This window comes from Candidatus Woesearchaeota archaeon (assembly GCA_016187565.1).
Classification (GTDB): Archaea; Nanobdellota; Nanobdellia; order Woesearchaeales; family JACPJR01; genus JACPJR01.
This window is the reverse complement of record JACPJR010000026.1, coordinates 26,154-38,521: the sequence shown is the minus strand read 5'-3', so window position 1 is coordinate 38,521 and position 12,368 is coordinate 26,154. Positions and strand designations below refer to the sequence as shown.

Here is a 12,368-nt window from a genome sequence, read left to right as displayed (position 1 = left end):
GTTTATACAGAGCATGGGATTAGAACAGTTTTTAACAGCGCTCAAGGCTGTAGAAAAGAGCTATGAACAGTGTCTTAAGGGAAAAGCAACCCATGACAAGTTCTACACGTTTTCGGGAGCGAATAGAAGCTATCATGAGCAGAAACTTTACCTAGCCCTGCAAAGTTTCAAGCAAGAGGCATGGAAACTTGCCATTCCTCCGCCTCATGAAGATAACGAGCGAGAGCTGTTGCAGTTGTTACAGATAGTCACTGAAATCCAACCTTCTACCCTACCCGTATCTCTTGAAAAGATTAAGAAGATGGTACCACTTCTTGAGTTTCCCTCTTCTCAAAGTACATCAAAACAAGCTCCTAAACAAGTGATGATTTTCACCCTTCCTCAACTTCCTACAAGTATTCAGGAAGAGATGATTGCGGATTTTCAAGAACTCAGAAAATGCTTTACAGCTACGTGTTATCGAAGTGCAGTTATTCTCTGTGGCAGAGTTCTTGAAACCTGCTTATACCGAAAATACTATGAAGCAACAGGAAAGGATTTACTTGCAACAGCACCTGACATTGGCTTGGGAAAATTAATCGCAAAGTTGAGTGAAGCACAGGTTTTGCTTGACCCAGGCATTCATGATCAGATCCATCTCATCAACAAAGTACGGATTTATTCTGTCCACAAAAAAGCTACTGTGTTCTATCCGTCAAAAGAGCAGTGCCATGCCATGATTCTGTATACCATGGATACGATCAGAAGGTTATTTGAACATAGTAAACCCTAAAAATAAGAGACTGCTCATAGATTTCTGTATATAGGATCCGGGTAGGTAAATCCTCTCGTTTTAAAGCTCTAAAGGCTAACGATACCCTTGAATAAGGAAATCATCACCAAAACGTTTGGTCGTAATGTTCTTGAGAAGTAACGCATCAGTCATTGCTATCGGATCTTTTCCACCCAACACGGATAATGAATGCTCTCCTCCAAGAAGTTTTGGTGCGATAAAAACGAGAATTTTATCAAACAATTGCTGGGTAACAAAGGTCGTAAAGATCTCACGTCCTCCCTCTACGAGGATGCTTGTTATCTCGCGTTTTCCGAGTAGTTGGAGGAGCTGATGCATATCAAGGTGATCATTACCATGGTCGTTGATAGTATTGACAACAATGACTCCAACTCCGTGTTCTTTGAGTGCTGCAACCTTTGCTCCTGGAGCTTTTGAACTGGTGACAATAATGGTCTTTGCATCTGCATTAAGAACATGAATATCTAACGGAATTCTTGCATGAGCATCAAGCACGACACGACAAGGATTTTTTCCTCCCCGAACACGGCTCGTGAGTTGTGGATTATCCTTAAGAACCGTATTGACTCCTACCAGTACAGCATCTACTGAAGACCTCAAGCGATGGACATAACGCCGTGAAGCCTCATTGCTTATCCATCGTGAATCTCCAGTAACGATCGCGATCTTTCCATCTAATGTCATCGCTACTTTCAGAATAACAAAAGGTAACTTGGTCGTAATCCAACGACGATAGGATTCATTCAGGTTTTCTGCTTCGGTAGCAAGGATACCTGAACGAACAGAAATTCCAGCCTGTTTGAGTAATGCAATACCCTTGCCATGAACTAAAGGATTAGGATCTTCCATGGCAACAACCACTTCTTTTATTCCTGCTGCACAAATTGCAGGGACGCAAGGAGGTGTTCTTCCCTGCATACAACAGGGCTCTAAGGTAACATACATCGTTGCATCCTTTGGAGAATATCCTTGTTTAGTTGCATCCGTGAGTGCATTTATTTCCGCGTGAGGTAATCCTGCCTGTTGATGGTATCCTTTACCAATAATAGTACCTTCCTTAACAAGGATACAACCAACCTTTGGATTAGGGCTTGTATATCCTTTTGCAGCAAGCTGCAGAGCTTTTCGCATAAAAAAAACATCAGCAGCATCTTCCTGATGGTAAGAAGCTTTTTCAGTAGGTTTTTTCGTTATCATCTATTTGACCACGTTCCTGTACTAAGAAATCATATGACCCAGCTTTGTTTTCTTGGTTGTTAAGTAATGTTCGTTATGCAACGTTGCAGGAATGATTAAGGGAATACGCTCGACAATGGTAATGCCGTAACTTTCAAGACCCTTTACCTTTTTCGGGTTATTGGTCAAAAGCCTGATGTGTTTAACGCCAAGGTCATACAAGATCTGGGCACTGATTCCATAATCACGGGCATCTGCCTGAAAACCTAAATGCTCATTAGCCTCAACCGTATCAAGACCCTTGTCTTGGAGATGGTATGCTGAGAGTTTGTTCAGCAAACCAATACCACGACCCTCTTGACGCATATAGAGAATAATCCCTTGTCCTGCTTCATTGACAAGGTCCATTGCCTTAGCAAGTTGGGCTCCACAATCACAGCGTTGGGAATGAAAGACATCTCCAGTTAAACATTCCGAATGAATGCGAACAAGAACTGGCTGAGAAAGATGAGGGTCTCCTTGGACCAGAGCAAGATGGGTTGCCTGTGTGAGACGGTCAGTGTAAGGAACAAGCATGAATGAACCGTGGGCTGTAGGGAACTTTACCGGTGTATGTCGTGTTACCAATACCTCAGTTTTTTTTCGATAGTGGATAAGGTCAGCAATCATTACCGTAGTAAGATGGTGGAGTTGCGCAAACCTTTCTAAAAATGCACCTCGAGCAACCGTGCCATCATCATTCATGATCTCTCCAATAACTGCAGCAGGATACAGTCCTCCTAATCGCATCAAATCTAGGGATGCCTCAGTATGACCTGGTCGTTTGAGGACACCTCCATCAAGAGCACGTAAGGGAAAAACATGCCCTGGTCTAATAAGATCAGACGCCTTGGTGAATGGATGGATTAATGTCTTTACCGTTCGCAAGCGGTCAACAGCAGAAATTCCCGTAGTAGTTCCCTGAGCAGCGTCTACGGAAAGCGTAAAAGCAGTTTGATGTTTTGCGGTGTTTTTATCAACCATTTGAGGAAGCTCCAACTCTTGTAAACGTTCCTCAGGAAGTGGGACACAGATAATACCTGAGGTATACCTAATCATAAAAGCCATCTGCTCTTCATTTATTTTTTCTGCAGCAACGACTAAATCTCCCTCATGCTCTCGCTCAGCACTATCCTGAACAATGATAAATTTGCCTTGCTGAAGGTCTTCAAGAGCTTTCGTGATGTTGTTCGATTGCATAGATTCTTCCATGGTGGCGTGCAGCTTACTTACTAATACGAGACTTTAATCATTTCAAGACACGAGCGAACAGCTCGTTGTGCATATGGCTTACTACGTTTTTTTGCCTGTTCAACGGTCATCCGTGGACCAGAAAAACCAAGGGTTACCGGCTTACGGTAATGAAGGGAAAGCATGGTCAGTTGTGCTGCGGTAACCTGAGCAATAAGCTCATCATGACCTGTCTCGCCTTGAATAACAGCCCCAAGCGTGACAATGCCATCAACTTCACCTTGATCGAGGAGTTTCTGAACTACAAAGGGGATTTCAAAAACACCAGGAACCTCATACAGCACCATACGACAGCCTGCATGTGTAGCCTCTTTCTTAGCCTCTTCTACCATTGCCAAGGTCAAGGGAAGGTTAAAGTGAGCAGCAACAATGCCAAGCGTTAGCGGTTGTTGGACTTGCTTGCTTTTTTGTATTTCTTGCTCGAAGGAACCGGCATCAGCAAATCCTTGACGCTTTCCTGTTCCAGCAAAGGGACTTAAAGATTCCTTTCCTTGAAGGAGGAAAAGGAGATGCTCAGCATGCTTTGCAGCCCGATTTCTTGCAAGCTTTGCCATTTCTGTTGCATATGTTGATGACGCCAGATTTACTTCATCCAGATGAATAAATACTTCAAGGATGTGTTTTTTTGTTTGGAGTTGCACCTGTGAAAATCCAATAGAGGCTTCATGGGCACATTGCTTGTCTATGGGCTTTGCTCCTGGCATACCAATTGCCATGGCAATAGCACAGTTATAGTCCTCAAGTAAGCGTAAGCAGGCAACAGGCAGATCCTTTATTCCCGGGACAGTATATCGTTCAATCTTCACCGCTCCTGTAATCTCGTTGTTTTTCTGAATAACTTCGGCGACAATAGGGTAAAGATCGACGCGAGCAAAGGTCGTATCAGCTATACCAATAACAAGTACCTTGCTCGGGAATTGCTGCGCAACCTTTTGAACCTGTTGTTGTCGTTGTTGATGAAGCATGACTATGACCTCGGCTGCATAATCATGGTATCACCAGAACTAAGCTGAAACGTATCCCGCAAATGTACAGGTGCAATAATCTCTAAGACATCGTCACCATATCTTGTCCGGTCAGGAAGGACAATAGCCGCATCAAGAAACGTTGGAGAACCCTTTCGTGCTATGGCTATTTTGTAGAGCACAAACCCACCAAATGTTCTATCCTTTGTCACAAACCCTTTAACACGAAACGCAGCCATGCCATGGACAAACTGCTTCCATGCAGCAGGTACTACGCGCAAGTTTAACGTTCCAGAGAAAGGGCGAAACCCAAGAAAGGCAAGGTACTGTTGCTGATATTTTCGCTGCTTAACATAGTAGCTTCCTTCGCCAATGCCATCGATAATAGTGCCCTCAACATGAGAAACGGTTTGAAAAAGACGAGCGAGGATCTGGTGCTGTGCTCGTAGATAGGTACTACTCTTTGTCGTTAGCCTCATTACCAATCCCCGAGGGCTTACTGAACGTTGCAAGAAACCAGCATGCTCCAACTGAATTAAACGTCGTGACAATGCCTGCTGGCTTAACCCAAATTCTCGACTTAATCGGGTCGTTGAGCAAGAAAACTCGTTGTAAAGTCCACCCTTTTCTGCAATCATCAGAAGAATACCAAAATCATCAGCCTTCATGAGTAAACAAGAAAAGAGGTGTTACTTAAATAGTTTTTGGTACAAAAAAATGCGTAGCATATCTGCTCTACTAGCGCTGTCCGTTAAGCCAATGGTCGATGTCTTGAGCAATATCCTCCATTTCCTTGTAACTCCGTTCCATATCCTCATGAAGGGTTTCAACTAAACTCTGGAGATCTGTTTTTCGTAAAAGATACCGATTTCTTCGCTGAACAACAAGCCCACATTCCATCAGTTTATTCAGATGATGAACAATAGTTCCTCGACTCAGCAATAAACGCTCGGCCATGGCATCGCTTGAAAGCGCTTCATTTTTCTTGCTACTCTTGAGCAATTCGATGAAAATGCGGAAGCACGACTTGTCTTTATCACGGAGATTAAACAATCCTAGTGAACTTCCTAACCACTGAAGCTCTTCATTCACATCATGTTTGACAGGCTTTCGCAGTCGGATAATGGTAATGCGTTGAACATCATTGGCCATCAGGGATAAAAGAACATACTTCTTTTTAAATGTTCCGCTCAAAAGAGAAAAGTTTATATAGGAGGGGCGTCTACTTTAGATAAACGTGGTCGATCTAAGATCGACAATTGTAGGAAATGAGGTACGAAAATAAAAGCACAAAAGCTACGCAAGGTAGACATTCAATAAACATCTCAGTGCTATTACGAGTGTGAAGCAATGGAGAAAAATACAAGAACAACAAGCACAAAAGCAGGCGAGCAGAAGCACGAGAAGGTTAGGAAACAAGAAACTGTTGTCCAACCACAGAATGCTGACCATGATGTTGAAGATGGAGAAAAAAAGGCACTTGCTGAACAGATAACGCAGCTTACCGAGGACTTACAACGACTCCAGGCCGAGTTTGCCAATTACAAAAAGGCAAATGAGAAGCAACAAGAACGCTTTCAGCTGATGACAAAGGCTCATTTCGTACAAAAACTGTTGCCCATTGTTGACGCCTTTGAGACAGCGTTTATCTCTGTCCCAGCAGAGGATGAATTTTACCAGGGTATGCAGCTGCTTTACCAGCAATTTTGGAAGATCCTAAGCCAGGAAGGATTGCGGCCTATTGAAATCACCAACACAAATGGAGGGGGTAAGGTATTTGATCCTCACTATCATGAAGTCATGTTAAAAGTAGCTAATGATACACCCGAAGATACCATTATTGGAGAGATTCAGCGAGGGTATATGCTTGAGAATATGGTTCTCCGGCACAGCAAGGTAAAGGTCAGCGCAGGATCAGAAAAAAAAGAACCAAAAGAAAGTAGTGATGAAAAAGAGGCAACTGATGAAGATACCCATCGAACCAATCCAGATAACCAAGCAGTCTAAAGCCAATGAGGTAGAGGTGCTTGCAACCTGCGATCCTCACGGCTGTGGAAAATTCGCCCATTGCTGCAAATACGAAAGCGCTATCCTCAATGAAGACGAAATTCCAAAGATAGCAAACTTCCTCAACATTTCCGCTGAGGAATGCAAACAAAAATATCTCGAGAAATGCGAGCGGTTTAATACAGAAGTATGGCGGGCACGTATGGAGAAAACAGACGTGCAACCAAGAGGTCCATGTGTGTTTTTACATAACAATCTCTGCTCAATCCATCCGGTGAAGCCATTGTTTTGTAGGATTGGCTCTTGTAATGCATTTGGAGAAAGGTTCCTGCAATGGTATTGGCTCAATCACTGTGTACAGAAGGAGGATGCAGAGAGTATCCGTCAATGGGCACATTATCTCAGGGCTCATATGGCAATTCCAGGAGGTTCGCTTGAGGAAATTATCCCGAACAAAGAAAGATTGCAACGGATGTTAACGTGTGAGGATGTATAGTACAGGGACATACACGCTAAAGTAACTTACGATACTTGTATATGACTATGTGAGAAGTTTATACATTGATAATACCTATGGAGGAATGAAACATGGCAAAAATTATTGGTATTGATTTAGGAACAAGCAATTCTGCTGCTGCAGTTCTTCAAGCAGGAAAACCAACGATTATCCCAAGTGCAGAAGGCACAACACAGTATGGAAAGGCCTTTCCTTCTGTCGTAGCATTTACGAAAGAGGGCCACGTTCTTGTGGGAGAGCCTGCACGACGACAGGCAGTAAGCAATCCAGAGAACACTATTCTTGCTGCTAAACGAAAAATGGGAACAACGTTTAAGTATACGATTCTTGGAAGAGAATACACTCCACAACAGATCTCAGCGTTTATTCTGCAGAAAATAAAAAAAGATGCTGAGGAATTTCTTGGTGAGACTGTGGAAAAAGCCGTTGTCACTGTTCCTGCCTATTTTGATGATAATCAGCGTCAGGCAACAAAAGATGCGGGAACAATTGCTGGCCTAGAGGTTGTTCGTATTATCAATGAACCTACTGCAGCCGCACTAGCTTATGGTCTTGATAAAGGCAACCAGGACATCAAGATCCTTGTGTTTGATTTCGGTGGTGGTACCTTAGACGTTACCATTATGGAATTTGGTGAAGGCGTATTTGAAGTGAAGGCAACTTCAGGTGATACATCACTTGGTGGTACGGATATGGATAATGCCCTTATGAATTTCATTATGAAAGACTTCAAAGCAAAAGAGGGGGTTGATCTTAGTGATGATGATACTGCAGTCCAACGGTTACGAGAGGCAGCAGAAAAAGCAAAGATCGAGCTATCGACCACTATGGAAACAGATATTAATCTTCCGTTTATTACAGCAACCGATAAAGGACCAAAACATCTGCAGATGAGGATAACGCGAACAAAGCTTGAACAGCTTGTTGAAGATCTTATCAAAAAATGTAAAGCACCATTGGAACAGGCTCTCAAAGATGCAAAGTTAGGCACGAATGATATTACTAAGATCATTCTCGTTGGTGGTCCAACACGAATGCCTATTGTCAGAAAGTTTGTTGAGGATTACGTCGGAAAACCTGCTGAACGAGGGGTTGATCCCATGGAATGTGTTGCACAGGGTGCAGCAATCCAAGCAGGTGTTTTAGCAGGTGAAGTCAAGGATATTTTGCTCTTAGATGTAACTCCATTGACCTTAGGCATTGAAACACTCGGTGGGGTAAGTACCTCGCTTATTACGAGAAATACCACTATTCCGACGAAGAAGAGTCAGGTGTTTTCCACAGCAACCGATGGCCAAACAGCGGTAACGATTAATGTCCTTCAGGGAGAGAGACCTATGGCTGCTGATAATAAAAGCCTTGGTAGATTTGATCTCATTGGCATTCCGCCAGCTCCGCGAGGGATACCACAAGTGGAGGTTAGCTTTGATATTGATGCAAATGGAATCCTTCATGTAACCGCAAAAGACCTCGGTACAGGAAGACAGCAATCGATTAGAATCACTGCACCGAACAAACTGAGTGAGCAGGAAGTAGAACGTATGCGTAAAGAAGCTGAAGCGCATGCAGAAGAGGACAAAAAAAAGAAAGAAGAGATCGAGCTCATCAACCAAGCGGATGCACTCGTTTACTCCACCGAGAGACTTTTCAAGGACTTTGAAGGAAAAGTAGACGCAAAAGAGCTTGAGGATCTCAAGAAAGACATTGGAGAGTTAAAGAAACTGCTTGAGCCAGAGAAAAAAGATGTCGGAGCAATAAAGAAAAAGCTCGACGAGATTAATGAAAAAGTGCAGAAGGCAAGCACTGAGCTCTACCAAAAGGCTGCGCAACAAGAACAAGCAAAAGAGCAAAAAGCAAAAAGCAAATCCACTGAGAAGGAACAGGGAAAAAACGGAAAGAAAGAAAATGTTGTTGATGCTGATTACAAGGTAGAAGACGATGACACCAAAAAAGACTAAAGAAAACAAAAACGAGAAAGAAGAGGATGTGATAGGAACTGCTGGACACCAAGAGAAAGAGGGCAAGAAAAATACAGATAAGGATGAGATCATTGAACAGCTCTTTGCCTTACGTATCCACAAGACCATTGATCCGACAACAAAGAAAGTAAATATCGAGGTGAAGGCAGCTTCACAAAAGCTTCCTCTTCCCGAAGTCTTGTTGATCCTTGAAGGGTGGGTTACCAAGCAGAAAGAAGCAATGATCAACAATCTTTTCGGAAAAAACGACGGAAAGGACGACAAAAGATCGTAAAAAAAAGTTTAGACATGGCACACGTGTAAACAATCATCAAAAAGCCACTAAACATTTATATACCCTAAGAGGATTTGCGAAAAGGATTATCATATGGCAGCAAAAGACTACTATGAAGTACTGGGCGTAGCTCGAGAAGCGTCTCGAGAAGATATTAAGAAAGCCTATAAACGCTTGGCAAAGAAATATCATCCTGATCTTAACAAAGATCCTGATGCAACCCAACAATTTAAGGAAATAAATGAAGCTGCTTCTGTCCTTGGGGACGAGAAGAAGCGCGCGCAGTATGACCGCTTTGGAACAACTGCTCAGGATTTTGGAAATGGCACAACTGGCTTTGACTTCCGTGATTTCGGTTTTGACACCGGACCCGTAGATTTTGATGACATCTTTGAAAGTTTCTTTGGTGGTGGTTTCTTTAGCGGACGAAGGAGAAGTAGTCGTCGTGGAGCAGATCTGTTGTACGATTTAGAGATTACGCTGGAGGATGCTTTCCATGGGTTGACTAAGGAAATTACCGTCCCTCGTATGGCAGCATGTGCTCCCTGCCAGGGGAGTGGAGCATCTTCTTCTTCAGCAGTAAAGACTTGTCCAGAGTGTCAAGGTTCTGGCTTTATTCAACGGGCACAACGAACACCCTTCGGCATATTTAGTACAAGTACAACTTGTCCACAGTGTAAAGGAGAGCGCCAAATTATTGAAGACCCGTGTGAAGAGTGTAATGGAACCGGAAGAGTACATACAACAACGAAGATGGGTGTTACTATTCCCGCAGGGATAGAAAATGGCACCAGATTACGGATTGCAGGACATGGTGAGGCAGGGGAGAAAAATGGCACGACTGGAGATCTCTATGTACGCGTCTATGTTCGAGCACATAAATTCTTTGAACGTCATGGTGACGATCTCTATTGTGAAGTTCCTATCAGTTTTATTCAAGCGAGTCTTGGAGATGAAATTGAAGTACCAACCATCGATGGAAAAGCGCGGTTGAAAATACCACTAGGAACGCAGACAAACACCGTCTTTCGCATGCGTGAAAAAGGTATGCCAGACATACAAAACGGAGCTAGAGGAAATCAAAATGTCCAGGTTATTGTTCAAGTTCCAACAAAGCTCAACAAAACACAGAAAGAGGCATTAGAGGAATTTGCCAAAACCATGGGTAAAGATATCAAACCTTCGAAGAGTTTCTTTGGGAAGCTAAAACAGGCACTTTGAGCGAATTTCCATGAATAGTCCACACAGAGTATAATTAAGCCTAGGTTTGGTAGAGAAATGAAAGAAACTACTGCTTATCTTTATGATAAAGATCAATAAAAATAATCTTTTCTTGTTGCGGAAGATACGCATATGCTAATCGATAGGGTTTTACATACAATTCCCTCGTCCCTTTTGTGCTTACTTTTGCTATTGCATATTCCATAGGATCACCAAAGTAAGTTATACCTTACTTGTATAACTTTTGTTTTTTGCTGCAATGAAAGCAACGAACGAATGTGCTGCCTAACTTGGTTTGCGATGTTACTATTTCTGGTAATAACCACTTCAATGCCATACGTGGTAAAGGTCATTGCTGCAAGCTGATCAATGAGTTTTAATGAGACTAGTCCTTTGAGGCAGTAAACCGTATCCATTTTCTTGCGTAATGCTTGGCTCAGATAGATCTGGACAACCGTGTCTCTATGCACAATGTAATCACAAGATGACGTGAACTTCATACCAAGACGAACATCAACAAACCGTTTGTACCAATGGTACAACATCAGATCTCCTGCGGACTTATTTTTAACTGCTACTCGCAGAGTGGCCTGTTTCATGAGTTGTTCTAATCTATGTCTTTTGTCAGGATTTCCAAAGGGAATCCAGAGATGATCTATCTGCATCAGAATTTCATCACCTTGCTTTACGTCAAAGTACTTTTGCTCAAGACTATACAGAATAAAATGACCCAATTCGTCCAAATTAGTAAGGTTTATCTGCGTGGTATTCTTATCAAGAATGCGAATCTCTTTCTGCTTACCTAAGGAATGTTCAAGCAACATTACCATATTCTTTAATTCCTCAATCCATTGCTTACTCAAGGCGTAATACTTTCCGTGTTTTTCAAGCACCGTCTTCTCAAGAAGCTCAACCAGTGCCTGCCGTATGGCCTGGTAAGAAATTTTTTTTTGAAACTCACGCCTCAGCACTTTCTGGAGTTGCGTAATGGTCAATGCTCCATGAGCGGCAAGTGTCTTCACTATAAGCCCCTTTGTCGAGCTGTCATGTTCAGTAGTAAGAAATAAAATATCAAAGCTCATCAGTGATAAAAGGAAAAACTTGTTTTTAAAGCTTTTGCTTTAGGTTTTTTAAAAGGTGGTGTCTAATAGGCACTTCCCTTCTCTCAGGCAATGGAAGTATACAGGATAGAGAGAAGTGGTCAATTACTTACCAGAACTGAAATGGTCCATGGGATCCAGATTGAGGTAGTAAACCAATCACCATCTCTTCTTCCTCGTCTAGTAGAGCTATTTCCAGAGGAGCATGTTGATCTGCTGGTGGTGACAGGCATCTACGCCATGTGCAGTGGAAAACTTCACTCAGATCACATCGAAGTACGTCCTCCTTCAGCCATGAAAGATCTTATACTGTACAGTAAACGGGTATGTTCTCCACAGGATTGGCTTTGTGCAGCAGATTATGCAGGAAAGATCCGTACGCTTACGGTTTGCTATCCCTACGAAGGAAAATTGCATGCGTACAAAGAAAAACAGGGTTTGAACCTCAAGACGCGAACCCTCCGCAGTTATTATGCCGAGTGCACCGGCGGGAACTATGTAAAGTGGCAATACCCTTGGATGGATCCCTATAAATTTCCACCACTATGGTATTCTGATGTTACCGCGCGAACGATCTCACCACAACGACTAGCACGAGGATTGAAAAAGAGTCCACATCCCTTTGTTGTTGCTGTTGACTTAAATGGATTTCATTTTCTTCGACAGCAAATGAGAAAAGAGAGAAATAAAACGTATGCAGAAGACTTGTGTCGATTCCTGACCAATGCTCGTCGGGAGCAAGAGGCATATTTCACTGGACAATCAACCTATGCTTCATATCCCTCTGATTTTGAGCTTGAAGATCAGAAAAAACCCGAGGATTATATGAGCGTTGCAGAGAAATGTACGGAACAAGATTATGAGCAGAGACTAGCTACCCTAAAAGCCATCCTTGTACAAGCAAAAAAAGAACCAGCAATGGTGAGTATTTCACGTTCTCAAGTACCTCTTGCCTCTGTCCCCCTAGATAAAGTAGATGATTTAGAAGGCAGAGTTATCGAGGCATTGGAAAGAGTTTTTAAATAATTTTTTCTCATGTTGTTTTT

Annotated in this window: 14 protein-coding genes; 7 read left to right on the top strand and 7 right to left on the bottom strand. The window is 42.6% G+C overall.

Annotated elements, in window-relative coordinates:
* Positions 1-13 precede the first annotated feature (13 nt).
* The gene (locus tag HYW21_06880) at positions 14-772 is read left to right on the top strand and encodes a DUF4145 domain-containing protein (protein MBI2549045.1); all 759 of its coding nucleotides are present in this window, start codon (positions 14-16) and stop codon (positions 770-772) included.
* 75 nt (positions 773-847) lie between these two features.
* On the opposite strand, the gene ribD is transcribed toward HYW21_06880, so the two are convergent.
* The 5 genes from ribD to HYW21_06855 form a co-directional block, all read right to left on the bottom strand.
* A complete protein-coding gene (gene ribD, locus HYW21_06875; GenBank protein MBI2549044.1) occupies positions 848-1,924 on the bottom strand; it encodes a bifunctional diaminohydroxyphosphoribosylaminopyrimidine deaminase/5-amino-6-(5-phosphoribosylamino)uracil reductase RibD in 1,077 nt (358 codons plus the stop codon).
* Between the two features lie 87 nt (positions 1,925-2,011).
* Positions 2,012-3,208 (bottom strand): bifunctional 3,4-dihydroxy-2-butanone-4-phosphate synthase/GTP cyclohydrolase II, encoded by a 1,197-nt coding sequence (locus HYW21_06870; protein MBI2549043.1) that lies wholly within the window; start codon positions 3,206-3,208, stop codon positions 2,012-2,014.
* A gap of 32 nt (positions 3,209-3,240) precedes the next feature.
* Positions 3,241-4,224 carry a riboflavin synthase gene (locus HYW21_06865; protein MBI2549042.1) on the bottom strand — a complete coding sequence of 328 codons (984 nt, stop codon included), beginning with the start codon at positions 4,222-4,224 and terminating at the stop codon, positions 3,241-3,243.
* Between the two features lie 2 nt (positions 4,225-4,226).
* Positions 4,227-4,892 (bottom strand): DUF120 domain-containing protein, encoded by a 666-nt coding sequence (locus HYW21_06860; protein ID MBI2549041.1) that lies wholly within the window; start codon positions 4,890-4,892, stop codon positions 4,227-4,229.
* A 70-nt stretch (positions 4,893-4,962) separates the two neighbouring features.
* Entirely contained in the window at positions 4,963-5,376 is a 414-nt protein-coding gene (locus tag HYW21_06855; protein ID MBI2549040.1) for an ArsR family transcriptional regulator, read from the bottom strand.
* A gap of 198 nt (positions 5,377-5,574) precedes the next feature.
* Here HYW21_06855 and HYW21_06850 point away from each other — a divergent pair, with 198 nt between their 5' ends.
* The 5 genes from HYW21_06850 (at position 5,575) to dnaJ (ending at position 10,222) form a co-directional block, all read left to right on the top strand.
* The gene (locus tag HYW21_06850; GenBank protein ID MBI2549039.1) at positions 5,575-6,231 is read left to right on the top strand and encodes a nucleotide exchange factor GrpE; all 657 of its coding nucleotides are present in this window, start codon (positions 5,575-5,577) and stop codon (positions 6,229-6,231) included.
* Positions 6,188-6,727, top strand: a complete 540-nt coding sequence (locus tag HYW21_06845) for a YkgJ family cysteine cluster protein (protein ID MBI2549038.1) — start codon at positions 6,188-6,190, stop codon at positions 6,725-6,727. Before HYW21_06850 ends, HYW21_06845 begins: the two co-directional genes overlap by 44 nt.
* Before the next feature lie 92 nt (positions 6,728-6,819).
* The gene (gene dnaK, locus HYW21_06840; GenBank protein MBI2549037.1) at positions 6,820-8,706 is read left to right on the top strand and encodes a molecular chaperone DnaK; all 1,887 of its coding nucleotides are present in this window, start codon (positions 6,820-6,822) and stop codon (positions 8,704-8,706) included.
* Positions 8,687-9,001 carry a hypothetical protein gene (locus tag HYW21_06835; GenBank protein ID MBI2549036.1) on the top strand — a complete coding sequence of 105 codons (315 nt, stop codon included), beginning with the start codon at positions 8,687-8,689 and terminating at the stop codon, positions 8,999-9,001. The genes dnaK and HYW21_06835 overlap by 20 nt, the downstream gene beginning before the upstream one ends.
* A 93-nt stretch (positions 9,002-9,094) precedes the next feature.
* Positions 9,095-10,222, top strand: a complete 1,128-nt coding sequence (dnaJ, locus tag HYW21_06830) for a molecular chaperone DnaJ (protein MBI2549035.1) — start codon at positions 9,095-9,097, stop codon at positions 10,220-10,222.
* Between the two features lie 67 nt (positions 10,223-10,289).
* Here the strand turns inward: dnaJ and HYW21_06825 are convergent, their stop codons facing one another.
* Positions 10,290-10,427 (bottom strand): hypothetical protein, encoded by a 138-nt coding sequence (locus HYW21_06825; GenBank protein ID MBI2549034.1) that lies wholly within the window; start codon positions 10,425-10,427, stop codon positions 10,290-10,292.
* Between the two features lie 4 nt (positions 10,428-10,431).
* Positions 10,432-11,304: a hypothetical protein gene (locus tag HYW21_06820; GenBank protein ID MBI2549033.1), complete on the bottom strand. Its 873-nt coding sequence runs from the start codon at positions 11,302-11,304 to the stop codon at positions 10,432-10,434.
* A gap of 90 nt (positions 11,305-11,394) precedes the next feature.
* Here HYW21_06820 and HYW21_06815 point away from each other — a divergent pair, with 90 nt between their 5' ends.
* Positions 11,395-12,348, top strand: a complete 954-nt coding sequence (locus HYW21_06815) for a hypothetical protein (GenBank protein MBI2549032.1) — start codon at positions 11,395-11,397, stop codon at positions 12,346-12,348.
* Positions 12,349-12,368: the final 20 nt, after the last annotated feature.